General features: G+C 72.1%; 12 protein-coding genes. 7 read left to right on the top strand and 5 right to left on the bottom strand.

All coding sequences use genetic code 11. From position 1 onward, the window contains the following. The first annotated feature begins 236 nt into the window (after positions 1-236). From ACFZBB_RS17950 to ACFZBB_RS17935, 4 genes are all read left to right on the top strand, one after another. Positions 237-1,688, top strand: coding sequence for a hypothetical protein (locus ACFZBB_RS17950; protein ID WP_391123281.1), 1,452 nt, complete (start codon positions 237-239; stop codon positions 1,686-1,688). 218 nt (positions 1,689-1,906) lie between these two features. Further along, positions 1,907-2,833, top strand: coding sequence for a sortase domain-bontaining protein (locus tag ACFZBB_RS17945; protein ID WP_391123278.1), 927 nt, complete (start codon positions 1,907-1,909; stop codon positions 2,831-2,833). A gap of 155 nt (positions 2,834-2,988) precedes the next feature. Next, entirely contained in the window at positions 2,989-3,846 is an 858-nt protein-coding gene (locus tag ACFZBB_RS17940; RefSeq protein ID WP_391123275.1) for an ATP-binding cassette domain-containing protein, read from the top strand. 13 nt (positions 3,847-3,859) lie between these two features. Then, positions 3,860-4,687, top strand: coding sequence for a hypothetical protein (locus ACFZBB_RS17935; RefSeq protein ID WP_391123272.1), 828 nt, complete (start codon positions 3,860-3,862; stop codon positions 4,685-4,687). Between the two features lie 33 nt (positions 4,688-4,720). Here the strand turns inward: ACFZBB_RS17935 and ACFZBB_RS17930 are convergent, their stop codons facing one another. The 3 genes from ACFZBB_RS17930 to ACFZBB_RS17920 form a co-directional block, all read right to left on the bottom strand. Then, complete coding sequence (locus tag ACFZBB_RS17930; RefSeq protein ID WP_391123269.1) at positions 4,721-6,436, bottom strand: phospho-sugar mutase; 1,716 nt, start codon at positions 6,434-6,436, stop codon at positions 4,721-4,723. A 157-nt stretch (positions 6,437-6,593) separates the two neighbouring features. Continuing rightward, positions 6,594-7,409 (bottom strand): purine-nucleoside phosphorylase, encoded by an 816-nt coding sequence (locus ACFZBB_RS17925; RefSeq protein WP_391123266.1) that lies wholly within the window; start codon positions 7,407-7,409, stop codon positions 6,594-6,596. Positions 7,410-8,530: 1,121 nt separating this feature from the next. Beyond that, a complete protein-coding gene (locus ACFZBB_RS17920; protein WP_391123263.1) occupies positions 8,531-8,968 on the bottom strand; it encodes a gamma-glutamylcyclotransferase in 438 nt (145 codons plus the stop codon). Between the two features lie 130 nt (positions 8,969-9,098). On the opposite strand from ACFZBB_RS17920, the gene ACFZBB_RS17915 reads away from it, so the two are divergent. Continuing rightward, a complete protein-coding gene (locus ACFZBB_RS17915) occupies positions 9,099-10,556 on the top strand; it encodes an NAD(P)H-quinone dehydrogenase (RefSeq protein ID WP_188280915.1) in 1,458 nt (485 codons plus the stop codon). 178 nt (positions 10,557-10,734) lie between these two features. Further along, entirely contained in the window at positions 10,735-11,652 is a 918-nt protein-coding gene (locus tag ACFZBB_RS17910) for a DeoR family transcriptional regulator (RefSeq protein ID WP_391123938.1), read from the top strand. 174 nt (positions 11,653-11,826) lie between these two features. On the opposite strand, the gene ACFZBB_RS17905 is transcribed toward ACFZBB_RS17910, so the two are convergent. After that, positions 11,827-12,438, bottom strand: a complete 612-nt coding sequence (locus ACFZBB_RS17905) for a TetR family transcriptional regulator (RefSeq protein WP_391123260.1) — start codon at positions 12,436-12,438, stop codon at positions 11,827-11,829. A 220-nt stretch (positions 12,439-12,658) separates the two neighbouring features. On the opposite strand from ACFZBB_RS17905, the gene ACFZBB_RS17900 reads away from it, so the two are divergent. Continuing rightward, positions 12,659-14,092, top strand: coding sequence for a DHA2 family efflux MFS transporter permease subunit (locus ACFZBB_RS17900; protein ID WP_391123256.1), 1,434 nt, complete (start codon positions 12,659-12,661; stop codon positions 14,090-14,092). A gap of 210 nt (positions 14,093-14,302) precedes the next feature. Here the strand turns inward: ACFZBB_RS17900 and ACFZBB_RS17895 are convergent. Then, on the bottom strand, positions 14,303-15,247 hold a 945-nt coding region (locus ACFZBB_RS17895; RefSeq protein WP_391123253.1), incomplete at its 5' end, for a biotin/lipoyl-containing protein.

Here is a 15,247-nt window from a genome sequence, read left to right as displayed (position 1 = left end):
ACACGGCGGAAACGGCACCGCCGCACCACCTCAGCACCGCATCACCGCAGTACCGGCACCGCCACCGCACCACCCGCACGTGACCACCGCAGTACCGGCACCGCCACCGCACCACCCGCACGTGACCACCGCAGTACCGGCACCGCCACCGCACCACCCCCACGTGACCACCGCACGACTCGCACGACTCGCACGACTCGTACGACCGACGCATATCCCCGAGGGGACGAGGAGACATGAAACGAAGAATGCACGCGGCGCTGCTGAGCGTGCTCGCACTGGTCCTGGGCACCGGGGCCCTGGTCCTCACCACCGCGGGGACCGCGAACGCGGATCTGGCCGGGAACGTGACGCTGTCGCCCGCCGCCGGCACCGTCGACGACTCCCCGGCCTTCACGTCGGTCTCGGTCGACCAGGCATGCCCCACGAACTACCAGGACGCCGTGGGCGTGTACATCGTCCTCGACGGCGCGGAGTCGCTCCTGGCGACCCACTTGACCAACGGCGCCCCGTTCTCGACCGCTCCCATCACCGCGCAGCTCCCTGCCTCGGGGGGCAACGGCACGATCCTCCGGTCGATCAGCTCCGCGTTCGACGCCTCAAGCGTGGACCTCGCCGACGGCACGTATCCGATCGACGTGGTCTGCAAGTCCGCCGACCAGTCCGCCGCGGACCTGCCGACCTTCACCACGTTCATCGAGATCACCGGCTCCGACTGGGCGGTGAAGACTGTCACCCCGCCGACGTCGACCTCCGTCGTTCTCACCGTCGACCCGGCGGGCCGGGCCGTGGCGGACAAGAAGATCACCCTCAAGGCCACCGTCACGCCGGACACCGCCGAAGGCACGGTGACCTTCAAGCAGGGCGCCGTGCCCGTCACCGGCGGGAACATGATTCCGCTGGTCAACGGCGTGGCGACGGCGAGCATTCCAGGGATCGGCAACCCCGGCGTCATCACGCTCTCGGCGGAGTTCACGCCCAGCGACCCGCTCACGTTCGCCGCCAGCCAGAACGGGGTGTCGTATCCCGTGGTGGCCGAGCCCGACCTGACCGTGCTCGACGACTCCGGGACCGAACTGCACGACACGCCGGCCCTCACCAAGGGCCAGAAGATCAAGGTCACCGCAGAGGGGTTCCTGCCGGGCCCCACGGGCGGGAACGGCGAGAAGATCACCTTCGCGCTGGACGGGTCCCCGGCCGCCGACGACGCGACCGCCGACAACAGCGGCAAGATCACCAACTACGCGGTGACGCTGCCCGCCGACCTCGCCGACGGCAGCCACTCCCTGGTGCTGACCGGCGCGACCAGCGGCATCAAGCAGACGTTCGCGTTCAAGGCGGGCGCGGGCACCTCGCCGACCGACGATCCGACCGGCACGCCGACCGACGAGCCCACGGACACCCCGACCGACACCCCCACGGACACGCCCACCGACACCGGCGGCGCGGACGGCGGAGGCACGTCGACCGACGGCGGCACGTCCAACGGCGGTCTGTCCAGCGGCGGTTCGTCGGGGACGTCGGGCGGCTCCGGCGGCAACAACGGCCCGCTGGCGGCCACCGGAGCCACCGGCGTCGTCCCGCTGAGCGTGCTGGCGTTCCTGATGGTGACCGGTGGCGGCTATGCCGCGTACCGGGTGCGCAGGGACGGCAAGTTGCTCACCTTCGGTCCCACGCCGCGCGACTGACCGTACGCGGTACGCGGTACGCGGTACGCCGGGCGGCGGGCGGTTCCGACCGTCCGCCGCCCGGCGACCGGCCGTACTACCGCCGTATGACCGGCCGTTACGACCGACCGCTACGACCGGTCCGTACGACAGCTGTCGGGGCCCCGTACGAGATTGCGGCGCCGCCCCCCCCGTCCGAGCACGTCAGCGAAACGCACGCACGCGAAGGAGCGCCACCCGTGGCCGTACTGTCACCGTCCCGCGAGGCCGCCGGGCCGCCGCCGGAACCGGCCGAGCCGCAGAAAGGGCGGGCGGCCGAACAGCGGCCGTCCGCCTGGTTGGTCATTCCGGGCGCGGCGCTGACCCTGCTGGCCGCGCTGCTGCTCGGATTCGTCGTCAATCTCACGCTGCTCGGCCACGTCGAGCACGCCCGCGCCCAGCAGACCGGCTACGCCGATCTGCGCGCCCAACTCGCCAAGGGCACGGCCCCGGTGGGCCGCCTGGACGACAAGGGTGAGCCCGTGCCGCTGGGTTCGCCGGTCGCGGTGCTGCACATCAAGGCGATCGGCCTCAAGGAGGTCGTCTTCCAGGGCACGACGTCCGGTGTGCTCAGGTCGGGTCCGGGGCACCGCAGGGACACCCCGCTGCCGGGCCAGCCGGGCACCAGCATCGTGATGGGCCGTCAGTGGGGGTACGGCAGCCCGTTCAACCACATCGACGAGCTGAAGGCCGGGGACCCGATCACCGTCACGACGGGCCAGGGCCAGCAGCGCTACCAGGTGACCGGGGTGCGGCACGCGGGCGACCCGGCGCCGGCGCTGCCCGGCACCGGACAGGGCCGGCTGATCCTGATGACCGCGACCGGCGGCCTCTACACCCCGCACGGTGTGCTGCGGGTGGACGCGGAACTGGTCAGCGACGTCCAGCCGGGCCCGGCGGCGGGCGGCGGCATCTCGGCGGCCGAGCAGCCGCTGGCCGGTGACCCGGCCGCCTGGCTGCCGATCCTGCTGTGGACGCAGGGGCTGCTGCTCGTCGCCGTCGCCGTCACCTGGACCTACCGGCGCTGGGGGCGCTGGCAGACGTGGATCTGCGCGGTCCCGGTGCTCGCCGCCGTCGTGGTCGCCCTGTCCGGTGAGGCCACCCGCCTGCTGCCCAACCTGCTGTGAGAACGGCGTACTTGGGACCGGCGTGCTGGGGGCCGGACCTCTCGGGACCGGACCGCCTGGTACGGGACCACCTGGGACCTGACCGCTTGAGCCGCTTTCGGACCGAGCCCGCCACGAACCGCCCCGACGCATACCCGACGCATATGAGGAACACGATGTCAGCGACTGACGAGACCGTCGTACTGCCGCCCGTCCCCGGCGACCCGCCGACCGGCGGCGGCCCCCGCTCCGCCTCCCGTTCCGCGACCCTCGACGCCCGTGAGGTGTCGGCCTGGTTCGGCGACCACAAGGTGCTCGACCGGGTGTCGCTCACCATGCCCGCGCAGCGCGTCACCGCGCTGATCGGCCCCTCCGGCTGCGGCAAGTCCACCTTCCTGCGCATCCTCAACCGCATGCACGAACTGATCGGCACCGCCTCGCTCGCCGGGCAGGTCCTGCTCGACGGCGAGGACATCTACGACCGGGGCCGCCGGATCACCCACGCCCGCCGCGAGATCGGCATGGTGTTCCAGAAGCCGAACCCGTTCCCCGCGATGTCGATCTACGACAACGTGCTGGCCGGACTGAAGATGAACGGCGTCAAGGCCGGGCGCGGCGAGCGCGACGACCTGGTCGAGGAGTGCCTGACCAAGGCCGGTCTGTGGAAGGAAGTACGCGACCGGCTGCGGCAGCCCGGCGGCGCGCTCTCCGGCGGGCAGCAGCAACGCCTGTGCATCGCACGGTCATTGGCGGTACGGCCGCGCGTGCTGCTGATGGACGAGCCGTGCTCCGCGCTCGACCCGACCTCCACGCGGCGCATCGAGCAGACCATCGGGGAGCTGTCCGACGACGTGACCATCGTCATCGTCACCCACAACATGCAGCAGGCTGCCCGTGTCTCGGACTCCTGCGCCTTCTTCCTCGCCGAACAGGGCACGCCCGGCGTCATCGTGGAGCACGGCCCGACCGACGACATGTTCAACCGCCCACAGGACCCACGCACGTCGGACTACGTCAACGGCCGGTTCGGCTGAGCGGCGGCGGCCCGTGCGACCTCCGCGCAGCCCCCGGCGCCGCCCGTACGCACCCGCGCTGCTGGCCGTGTCCGTGGCCACCGCGCTGGCCGCGGCCCTGACCTCGTGCGCCCACCCGGCGGCGCACCCCCCACCGGCCGCCGCGGACCGTACGCGCGTCCCCGTACAGCGGCCGTCCGCGCCCGCCGGGTCCACCGCGCCCACCGCGCCCGACCCGTCCGCCGCGTCACCGGCCGGGGACGCCAACCGGCCGCATCCGTACGCCGATCCGGCCGCGAGCACCCCACCGGCCTTCCCGCCGCCGACCGGGAAGGCCAAGGCCGCCAAGGGCACGAAGGGAGCCGGGGCATCCGCCGCCCCCTCACTTACGAGCGCGCCGCCGCCCGCCACGGCGGCGGCCCGGCCGGGGCCGAACCCGTCCCGTGGCGCACCCGCCGCGCCGAAGAAGGCCGCCGCCGAGCGTCAATACCCGCCCGGCACCACGGTGTTGCGGATCGGCGACTGGTCACGGCCCGTCGTGCGCGGCGACCAGTCCACCATCGACGCGTGCGGGGCGGCCGTGCTGTTCGCGGGACCCGATCCGGCGCTCTCCGACGGCTACGAGATGCGGACCTCCGTCATCGTCGGCCACGACTACTGCGGCTACGACAAGCTCGCCCCGCTGCCGGTCGGCACCCGCGTCACCCTGGACACCCCGAAGGGCACGCTGGCCTTCCACGTCTACGCCACCTACATCAACCCCGGCAGGGGCGGCCCCGACAACGGCCTCTACTGGGGCGACCTCACCCTCCAGACCTGCGTGGGCCCGGACACCGGCTTCAGCTATCTGACCCGCGACTGAACGGGCCCGACCCGCAAGCGATGTGACGCACCGTCAAATACCCGCCGCCGACGCCACATCCGCCTTCAGCGCGGCCATCACCTCGTCGGCCGTACGCCGCGCCGCGCCCAGATCGGCGGCCGAGGCGACCGGCACCACGACCTCCAGGTAGCACTTCAGCTTCGGCTCGGTACCGCTCGGCCGGACGACCACCCGCGCCGACTCGACGGTCCCGGCGCCCGCCAGGTGGTAGCGCAGCCCGTCCGTCGGCGGCAACTGCTCGCTGCCCTCGGCCAGATCGTCCGCCGACGTCACCGCCAGGCCCGCGAGCGCGGCCGGCGGCCGATCGCGCAGCCGGGCCATGGCGTCCGCGATCAGCGAGAGGTCGGCGACCCGCGCCGAGAGCTGGTCGGTGGCGTGCAGACCGTGGTCGAGCGCGATGTCGTCCAGCAGGTCGGTGAGCGTGCGCGAGTGCTGCTTGAGGGTCGCGGCCAGTTCGGCGATCAGCAGCGCCGCCGTGATGCCGTCCTTGTCGCGTACGCCCTCCGGGTCGACGCAGTAGCCCAGCGCCTCCTCGTACCCGTACCGCAGGCCCTCGACGCGGGCGATCCACTTGAAGCCGGTCAGCGTGTCCCGGTACGCCAGGCCCGCGCCCGCCGCGATCCTCGACAGCAGCGACGACGAGACGATGCTCGCCGCGAACGTGTCGCGCCCGGCCACCGCCGCGCCCGTACGCACCAGGTGCACCGCGAGCAGCGCGCCCAACTCGTCGCCGCGCAGCGTCCGCCAGCCCGCGGGGGAGTCGCGGTCGGGTACGGCGACGGCGCAGCGGTCGGCGTCCGGGTCGTTGGCGATGACGACGTCGGGGCCGACGGACTGGGCGCACTTGAAGGCCAGGTCCATCGCCCCCGGCTCCTCCGGGTTCGGGAAGGCCACGGTGGGGAAGTCCGGGTCGGGCTCGGCCTGTTCGGACACGGGCGTCGGCGCGGGGAAACCGGCGCGGGAGAAGGCCGCCATCAGCGTCCGCAGGCCCACTCCGTGCATCGGCGTGTAGACCACCGACACATCGCGCGCGCCGCCCTCGGCGACCACGCCCGCCGCGCGGGTCAGATACGCCTCCACCACGTCGGGGCCGAGCACCCGCCAACCGCCCGCCGCCAGCGGCACATCGGCCAACGCGCCCACCGCGGCGATCCGTTCGGCGATCTCCGCGTCGGCCGGGGGCACGATCTGCGAGCCGTCGCCCAGATAGACCTTGTAGCCGTTGTCCTGCGGCGGATTGTGGCTGGCGGTCACCATCACCCCGGCCGCGGCGCCCAAGTGCCTGATGGTGTAAGCCAGTACGGGCGTCGGCAGCGGCGAGGGCAGCAGCGCGGCGCGCAGCCCGGCACCCACCATCACGGCCACGGTGTCGCGCGCGAAGTCGTACGACTTGTGCCGGGCGTCGTAGCCGACCACGACCAGGCCGTCCTCGGTGCGCTCCCCGAGATACGCGGCCAGGCCCGCGGCGGCCCTGATCACCACTGCGCGGTTCATCCGCATCGGCCCGGCGCCCAGCTCGCCGCGCAGGCCCGCGGTGCCGAACTGGAGCGTGCCGCTGAAACGGTCCGCCAGATCCGCGAGCGCCTGCGCGCCGCGCGGGTCGTCCGGGCCCGCCTGCGCGGCCTCCAGGACGCCCGCCAGCTCCTCGCGGGTGTCCGGGTCCGGGTCCTCCGCCAGCCACTGGCGCGCGCGCTCCACCAGCTCACGCCCGCCGTTTCCGCCCGCCATGCCGCTCTCCGTTCCACGTGGGTCCGGGCCGCCAGGGCCCGCCCCTCCAGCCGATGCCGCCGCGCGGGGCGGCAGGGCCGGTTTTCACCGGCAGGGTCAGTTTTACGTACTACCCCGCCCGTCCACCCGGCTTTACGCGCCCGCGGGCTCCACGTGCCTACAGACGTCCGAGGACGCGCCCGAGCAGCGAACCCATCCGGGTCGCGGACTCGCGGCCCGCCTCCAGCACTTCCTCGTGGTTGAGCGGCGCGCCGGTCATGCCCGCGGCCAGGTTCGTGACCAGCGAGATGCCCAGCACCTCGGCGCCGGCCTCGCGGGCCGCGATGGCCTCAAGCGTGGTCGACATCCCGACCAGGTCGCCGCCGATCGCCCGCACCATCCCGATCTCCGCCGGGGTCTCGTAGTGCGGCCCGGGAAGCTGGACGTAGACGCCCTCCTCCAGGGTCGGGTCGACCTCGCGGCACAGCGTCCGCAGCCGCGGCGAGTACAGGTCGGTGAGGTCGACGAAATTCGCGCCCACTATCGGCGAGGTCGCCGTCATGTTGATGTGGTCGCTGATCAGTACCGGCTGGCCCGGCAGGTAACCGGGGCGCAGGCCGCCGCAGCCGTTGGTGAGCACCACCGTCTTGCAGCCGGCCGCCACCGCCGTGCGCACTCCGTGCACGACGCTGGAGACGCCCCGGCCCTCGTACAGGTGCGTACGGCCCAGGAAGACCAGGGCGCGCACTCCGCCGATCCGCACGGAGCGGAGTTTGCCCGAGTGGCCCTCCACCGCCGGGGCCGGGAAGCCCGGCAGGTCGGTGATCGACAGCTCACAGTCCGCCACGCCCAGCTCGTCGGCCGCGGGCACCCAGCCCGAGCCCATCACCAGGGCGACGTCGTGGGTCTCGGCGCCGGTCAGCTCGCGCAGGCGGGCGGCGGCGGCGTCGGCCGCGGCGTAGGGGTCGGCATTCACAGAAGCGTTCACGCGCATGAGGGTAACCTGTCTCGGCCTACGCGCGTAGACGGTGCCCTGAGCTTACGAAGTGCGGCTCCTCCGACAGGAGCCGGTTTTTGCCCGCCCGCCCACCCGTGCGGGTGTTTTCTTCGTCTGCGGGTGCCGCTTGTGCGTGGGTCGGTGCCGGTCCGGGGTACCTCCTCGAAATGCGGCTACCTGGTCCCGTGCATCCGGCACCCTTCTTGTCACCGCATTTCTGCGGGGGCACCCCGGCCCGTCCCCTTCCGGTACGTCGGCGTCCGACGGTCCGGTGGGGGTGGGTGGGGAGAGGGGGGTGGGCTCGGGTACGTCGGCGTCCGCCTGGCCAGGGGGGTGGCCGGGAGGGGGGTGGGGTGCGGCTCCTGTGCCGCTGTCGACCCGCCGGGGTGGGTGGGAGGGGGTGGGTGGGCTCGGATACGTCGGCGTCCGACGGTCCGGTGGGGTTGCCGGGGAGGGGCTGGTGGGGTGCGGGCCCTGTGCCGCTGTCGACCCGCTGGGGTGGGCTCGGGTACGTCGGCGTTTGCCTGTTCGCTGTGGCTGGGGGAGGTGTCAATGACCGGTGAGGGGGCCCGGCTGTTCCTCCACCGTGGGGATCGGCGGAGGCCATCTGTCTTTGGCACCCGTCTGCCCGCGGGCCGTCCGAGGGGCCCCCAGCCCCTTGGGCGGAGGACGCTCGGGGCGCCCTCACGGTCTTGGACACCCGTCCACCCTCGGATCGTGTGAGGGTGCCACCCCCAAGCCCCTTGGGCGGAGGACGCTCGGGGCGCCCTCACGGTCTTGGACACCCGTCCACCCTCGGACCGTGTGAGGGTGCCACCCCCCAGCCCCCTGGGCGGAGGACGCTCGGGGCGCCCTCACGGTCTTGGACACCCACCCCGGCACCCCCACCGGCGGGCGGACGCCGACGTACCGGGAGGGGACGGGCCGGGGTGCCCCCGCAGAAATGCGGTGACAGGAACGGTGCCGGATACACAGGCACCAGGCAGCCGCATTTCGAGGAGGTACCCCGGACCGGCACCGACCAGGCACAAGCGGCACCCGCAGACGAAGAAAACACCCGCACGGGTGGGCGGGCGGGCAAAAAGGCACAGGCGGAAAAGGCCAAGGCGCCGCAGGCGCTAGCAGGGCCTCTTGCGGAGGGACATGACGTAGTCATGAGGGGCACCGGCGGACTCGGCGGCGTCGGCCAGCTCACCGAGGTAGCGCGCGGAGGGCAGCCCGCCCTCGTAGTCGTTGAGCACGTAGAGCCAGGACGCGACCTCCCCGTCGAGCGTGTGGACGCGGACGGTGGCCCGCCGGTAGAGACCGAGCGGCACACCCTCCCAGCGGTCGAGCGACTCCTCGTCGACGGGCGCGATGTCGTACAGCCCGACGAAGACCTGGCTGTCCTGGTCCTCCACGAGCGTGGCGAGCGCGCCCTCCCACCCCATCTGTTCGCCGCCGAAGGTGAGCCGCCAGCCGTCGAGCCAGCCGGTGCCGCGCAGGGGGGAGTGCGGGGCGCGGCGGGTCATCAGCCGCGCGTCGAGGTTGCTGGCGTAGGCGGCGTAGAGCGACATGACCACGAGAGTACGGGAGCACGCGCGGCGGACGGCCGCACGCCGTTTCGGGGTGTCCGGACGGCGGGCGGCGGCGCCCGGATCGGACAAGCGTGCCCCCTGGCGGAGAACACTTGGCGCGTGCGGGACAATGGGGTACGTGACAAGGATCGTGATCATCGGAGGCGGACCCGGCGGCTACGAAGCTGCCCTGGTGGCGGCGCAGCTCGGCGCGGAGGTGACCGTCGTGGACTGCGACGGCCTGGGCGGGGCGTCGGTGCTGACCGACTGCGTACCGTCCAAGACCCTCATCGCCACCGCCGAGGTGATGACGACGTTCGATTCGTCGTACGAGGAGCTCGGCATCATCGTCGCCGACGACACCCCGCCGCTGGAGCGCGCGGCGCGCGTCGTCGGGGTGGACCTGGGCAAGGTCAACCGACGCGTGAAGCGCCTGGCGCTCGCGCAGTCGCACGACATCACCGCGTCCGTGACACGGGCCGGCGCCCGGGTGATGCGCGGGCGGGGACGGCTCGACGGCTGTCAGACCGCCGCCGACGGCAGCCGCTGCGTGGTGGTCGAGGCCGCGGACGGCACGACCGAGCGGCTGACCGCCGACGCGGTGCTCGTGGCGACCGGCGCGCGCCCGCGCGAACTGGAGGACGCGCTGCCCGACGGCGAGCGGATCCTCAACTGGACGCAGGTCTACGACCTGGACGAGCTGCCCGAGGAACTGATCGTGGTCGGCTCCGGTGTGACCGGCGCGGAGTTCGCGGGCGCGTACCAGGCGCTCGGCTCCACGGTGACGCTCGTGTCGTCCCGCGACCGGGTGCTGCCCGGCGAGGACCCGGACGCCGCCGCCGTACTGGAGGACGTCTTCCGGCGCCGCGGCATGAACGTGATGGCCCGCTCCCGCGCCCAGTCCGTCAAGCGGATCGGCGACCGGGTCGAGGTCGCGCTGGCCGACGGCCGGGTGATCACGGGCACGCACTGCCTGATGGCGGTCGGCGCGATCCCGAACACCTCGGGCATGGGCCTGGAGGAGTCGGGCGTGAAGCTGACCGACTCCGGTCACATCTGGACCGACAAGGTGTCGCGGACGAGCGCGCCCGGCGTGTACGCGGCCGGTGACGTGACCGGGATCTTCGCGCTCGCGTCGGTCGCGGCCATGCAGGGCCGGATCGCGATGTACCACTTCCTCGGCGACGCGGTGGCCCCGCTCAACCTCAAGACGGTCTCCTCGAACGTCTTCACCGACCCGGAGATCGCCACCGTCGGCTACACGCAGGCCGACGTGGACAACAAGCGGATCGTGGCCAATGTCGTCAAGCTGCCGCTGCTGCGCAATCCGCGGGCCAAGATGCAGGGCATCAGGGACGGCTTCGTGAAGCTGTTCTGCCGTCCCGGCACGGGCATCGTGGTCGGGGGAGTGGTGGTCGCGCCCAAGGCCAGCGAGCTGATCCACCCCATCTCGATCGCCGTCGACAACAATCTGACGGTCGAGCAGATCGCCAACGCCTTCACCGTGTACCCGTCGCTGTCCGGCTCGGTGGCCGAGGTGGCACGGCAGTTGCACACCCGCAAGGCGGCCGAGGCGGATCTGGGCTGACGGCCCCTCGCGTCATCCGGAAAGGCGCCGTTTGCGAACGCATGGTCGGCGTATAGCACTTGCCGGTCTCTTTTGTGCATGACTTCCGGCATCTGGTGCAAAGTGCTGAAAGCCGACGGACGTTGGCGTTACTGTCGGTTTCGTGTTCGCTGCAGAACGTCGCCAATTGATCCTCGAAATGGTGCGGGCGAACGGGGCGGTCTCGCTCCGTGAACTCGCCCGTGTCGTCCAGACCTCAGAAGTGACCGTGCGCCGCGACGTGCGGGCGTTGGAGGCCGAAGGACTGCTGGACCGCCGGCACGGCGGTGCGGTCCTGCCCGGTGGCTTCACCAGGGAGTCCGGTTTCCCGCAGAAATCCCATCTAGCGACCGCGGAGAAGTCGGCCATCGCCGAACTCGCCGCCGATCTCGTGGACGAGGGCGAGGCCATCGTCGTCGGCGCGGGGACCACCACGCAGGAGCTGGCCCGTCGGCTCGCGCGGGTGCCGGGACTGACCGTGGTCACCAACTCCCTGCTGGTCGCACAGGCGTTGGCGCACGCCAACCGGGTCGAGGTGGTGATGACCGGCGGCACGCTGCGCGGGTCGAACTACGGCCTGGTGGGCAGCGGCGCCGAGCAGTCCCTCCAAGGGCTGCGGGTCTCCCGCGCCTTCCTGTCCGGCGCGGGCCTGACCGCCGAACGCGGCCTGTCCACGTCCAACATGCTCTCCGCGAGCGTGGACCGGGCGCTGGTGCAGTCCGCCGCCGAGGTCGTCGTCCTCGCCGACCACACCAAGCTCGGCACCGACACGATGTTCCAGACCGTGCCCACCGACCTCATCACCCACCTGGTCACCGACGAGCCGCCCGGCGGCGACGAGCGGGCCGGTACAGAACTCCAGGCGCTCGCCGACCGCGGCGTGCAGATCACCGTGGCGCCGCTGACCGGCGCGGACGCCATCGCCGCCGGACGTCCGCGCCACGACCAGCCCCTGCCAGGACCCCGGCGGCCCCAGCCCCTGCGCAGCGCCCAGCCGCTGCCCGGTGGCGGCCAGCCGCTGGCCGGCGGTGGTGGCACCGAGCCCACCCCGCGGCTGGCGGACGTCCGCCGTCGCTAGGGCTCCCCGCCCACCGGAGCTCCCCGCTCACCAGAGAGCTCTCCACTCACCGGAGCTCCCCGCTCACCAGAGAGCTCTCCACTCACCGGAGCTCCCCGCTACCGGAGTCTCCGCCACTGGAGATCGGCGCGACTGGAGACCTCCGCCACTGGAGATCTCTGCTGCCCGAGCTTCCTAGACCGGCTCCGCGGCCGTCTCCCTCACGGCTCCGCGGCCGGTGTCCTCCACGGCCCCGCGGCCGGTGTCCTGCCGGGTCCGCAGGCCGTCCAGCGTCAGCGTCATCAGGCGGGCGAACAGCCCCTTGTCCTCCCGGTTGTTCTCCGCGGTCAGCACGATCGCGTTGATCAGCTTGAGCAGGTCGGACATGGTGGCGTCCGACCTGATCTCGCCCGCGTCCTGCGCGCGCCGCAGCAGCGCCTCGCCCGACGAGCGCAGCAGCGCCTTGCACGCGGGCATCTTCGCGTCCGGCGCGGACATGATGGCCTTGGCGAGGCCGCGGTACGCGGTGGAGTGCACGGCGACCGCGTAGAGCCACTTGGTGAGCGCGTCGACCGGGTCCGGCTCCTCCAGCAGTTCTTGCGCGCGCGCGTTGAGCTTCACCAGCTCCCGCTCGAAGACGGTGTTCATCAGGGTGTAGCGGTCGGGGAAGTGGCGGTACAGCGTGCCGATGCCCACCCCGGCCTGCCGCGCGATGTCCTCCAGGGCGACGTCGGTGCCGTGCACGAAGAAGGCATGGGCGGCCTCTTCCAGCAGCCGGTCGTAATTGCGCTGCGCGTCTGCCCGCATGGCGTCATGCCTCCTGAAGTGCCGGTCCTCACGGCTCGCCCGTACCCGCGGCGGGCCCACGTCCATGGCTGACCACGCCCACGCCACCCGTGCCCGCGGCTCGCCGGAACCCATCGTTGGTCAAAGCCCGCCCAAAAGCGATTGTAGAACCGGAGGCTGTCTCCGTATAGTTAACGGAGGAACCCTCCGTTTATTGCTCTCCGCTGGAGGCTTACTCAGCATGTCCACACCCGCAGTGCGCGCGCTCTCCACCGCATCCCGCACTCCGTCCCCCGCCCGTGGGCGCCCGTTCATCGCCCTCGTGGCCATCGTCGGCACGCAGCTCATGCTGCTGCTCGACGCCACCGTGGTGAATGTCGCGCTGCCGGGCATCGGCACCCATCTCGGCTTCTCGCCCACCGGCATGTCCTGGGTGCTGAACGTCTACACGCTCGCCTTCGGCGGCCTGCTGCTGCTCGGCAGCCGGATAGGCGACCTGATCGGCCGCCGCAGGGCGCTGATGTGGGGCGTCGGCGCCTTCACCCTCGCCTCCGTCGCCGGCGGCGTCGCCAACGACTCCACCACTCTGCTCATCGCCCGCGGCCTGCAAGGCGCCGCCGCCGCGCTGGCCGCGCCCAGCACCCTGGCGCTGATCGCCACCTCGTTCTCCGAGGGCTCGGAACGCAACCGCGCGCTGAGCGTCTTCTCCGCGATCTCCGGCGCCGGTTCCGCGATCGGCCTCACCGTCGGCGGCATGCTCACCGACTGGGGCTCCTGGCGCTGGGTCTTCTTCGTCAACGTCCCCGTGGGCCTGGCCATCGTGCTGCTCGCCCCGCGCTACATCAAGGAGACCGAGCGGCACCCCGGCGGCCGGTTCGACATCGCGGGCGCCCTGACCGGCACGCTCGGCATGGCCTCCCTGGTCTACGCCTTCATCCGCGTCGGCGAGAGCCACTGGACCGACTCCCGCGCCCTGACCAGCTTCGTCATCGCCGCCGCCCTGCTCGTGTCGTTCCTGATCAACGAGACCCGCGTCGAGCGCCCGCTGGTCGTGCTGCGGCTCTTCCTCGACCGCAACCGCGCGCTGGCGTACGGGATCATGCTGCTCGTCCCCGCCGGGATGTTCGGCGTGTTCTACTTCTCGACCCAGTACCTCCAGACGTATCTGCACTACAGCCCGCTGCGGACCGGCTTCGCCTTCCTGCCGCTGGCCGGACCGCTGTTCGTCGCCGCCCGCCTCGCCCCGCGCGCTCTCGCCCGCTTCGGCGCCAAGCGCGTCGCCGCCACCGGTGGTCTGTTCAACGTCGGCGGTACGATCTGGCTCTCCACGCTCAACGCGTCCGACGGGTACGCGGGCGGCATCCTCGGCCCGCTGATCCTGATCGGTGTCGGCGTCGGCTTCACGATGATGCCGCTCAACACCTTCATCCTCTCCGGCGTCGAGCCGAAGGAGGCGGGCTCCGCGTCCGGGCTGCTCCAGACGATGCAGCAGGTCGGCGGCAGCCTCGGACTGTCCATCCTGGTCACGGTGTTCGGCACCGTCTCGCGCCACGCGCACAGCGAGCCGTTCATCCACGGCGCCACCGCCGCCTTCACCGCCGCCGCGGTCTTCACCGCCCTGTCCGTCGCCCTGGTCCTGGCGCTGCGCAGCCCGAAACCGGTGTCCCTGCGCTGACGGTGACGCGTCGACGGGTGACACGTTGGAAGCTGCCGCGCCGACGCGGTGCCGTGTTGACGGGGCTGTGTTGACGGTGACGCGTTGACGGTACGGAGCCGCGCGCGTTGATCGGCGCGCGAACGCCGGTGGGGCCGGTCGTCGTGACCGGCCCCACCGGCGTTTCGTACGTACGGCCGCTGCCGTACCGCCTTCGTGCGTGCTGCGGTGTCAGTCCTTGATTTCGCAGATGACGGCGCCGGAGGAGACGGAGGTGCCGACTTCGGCCTTGAGACCGATGACGGTGCCCGACCGGTGGGCGTTCAGAGGCTGTTCCATCTTCATGGCCTCCAGGACCACGATCAGGTCACCCGCGGTGACCTGCTGGCCCTCCTCGACCGCGACCTTCACGATCGTGCCCTGCATCGGCGAGGGCAGCGCGTCCCCCGAGACCGCCGCACCCGCCTTCGCCGCCGTCCGCCGCTTGGGCTTGGCACCCCCCGCAGCCGCCGTCCGCGCCAGCGTCATCCCCAGCGACGCCGGCAGCGACACCTCCAGGCGCTTCCCGCCGACCTCCACCACCACGGTCTCCCGGCCCGGGGCGTCGTCCTCGTCCACGACCGCGCCCACGAACGGCGGGATCGTGTTGTCGAACTCCGTCTCGATCCACCGCGTGTGCACCGTGAACGCACTCCCGTCCGTCGGCGCGAACGCCGGATCGGCGACGACCGCCCGGTGGAAGGGGATCGCGGTCGCCATCCCCTCCACCGTGAACTCGCCCAGCGCCCGCGCCGCACGCTGCAACGCCTGCTCACGCGTCGCACCGGTCACGATCAGCTTGGCCAGCAGCGAATCCCACGCCGGACCGATCACACTGCCGGACTCCACGCCCGCGTCCAGCCGCACCCCCGGACCCGTCGGCGCGTCGAAACGCGTCACCGTGCCCGGCGCGGGCAGGAAACCCCGCCCCGGATCCTCACCGTTGATCCGGAACTCCACCGAATGACCGCGCAGCACCGGGTCGTCATAGCCCAGCGCCTCACCGTCGGCGATCCGGAACATCTCCCGCACCAGATCGATACCCGAGACCTCCTCGGTGACCGGGTGCTCCACCTGGAGCCGGGTGTTGACCTCCAGGAACGAGATCGTGCCGTCCTGGCCCACCAGGAACTCACA

The organism is Streptomyces sp. NPDC008139 (assembly GCF_042957025.1).
Classification (GTDB): domain Bacteria; phylum Actinomycetota; class Actinomycetes; order Streptomycetales; family Streptomycetaceae; genus Actinacidiphila.
The sequence above is the reverse complement of the archived record's forward strand: the minus strand, read 5'-3'. Positions and strand labels throughout refer to the sequence as shown.

What these genes read in the sequence shown, in the direction of transcription:
- ACFZBB_RS17950 (WP_391123281.1), top strand. Translation starts at nt 237, where the DNA reads ATGAAACGAAGAATGCACGCGGCGCTGCTGAGCGTGCTCGCACTGGTC.
- ACFZBB_RS17940 (WP_391123275.1), top strand. Translation starts at nt 2,989, where the DNA reads ATGTCAGCGACTGACGAGACCGTCGTACTGCCGCCCGTCCCCGGCGAC.
- ACFZBB_RS17930 (WP_391123269.1), bottom strand. Translation starts at nt 6,436, where the DNA reads ATGGCGGGCGGAAACGGCGGGCGTGAGCTGGTGGAGCGCGCGCGCCAG.
- ACFZBB_RS17925 (WP_391123266.1), bottom strand. Translation starts at nt 7,409, where the DNA reads ATGCGCGTGAACGCTTCTGTGAATGCCGACCCCTACGCCGCGGCCGAC.
- ACFZBB_RS17920 (WP_391123263.1), bottom strand. Translation starts at nt 8,968, where the DNA reads ATGTCGCTCTACGCCGCCTACGCCAGCAACCTCGACGCGCGGCTGATG.
- ACFZBB_RS17915 (WP_188280915.1), top strand. Translation starts at nt 9,099, where the DNA reads ATGGGGTACGTGACAAGGATCGTGATCATCGGAGGCGGACCCGGCGGC.
- ACFZBB_RS17910 (WP_391123938.1), top strand. Translation starts at nt 10,735, where the DNA reads ATGGTGCGGGCGAACGGGGCGGTCTCGCTCCGTGAACTCGCCCGTGTC.
- ACFZBB_RS17905 (WP_391123260.1), bottom strand. Translation starts at nt 12,438, where the DNA reads ATGCGGGCAGACGCGCAGCGCAATTACGACCGGCTGCTGGAAGAGGCC.
- ACFZBB_RS17900 (WP_391123256.1), top strand. Translation starts at nt 12,659, where the DNA reads ATGTCCACACCCGCAGTGCGCGCGCTCTCCACCGCATCCCGCACTCCG.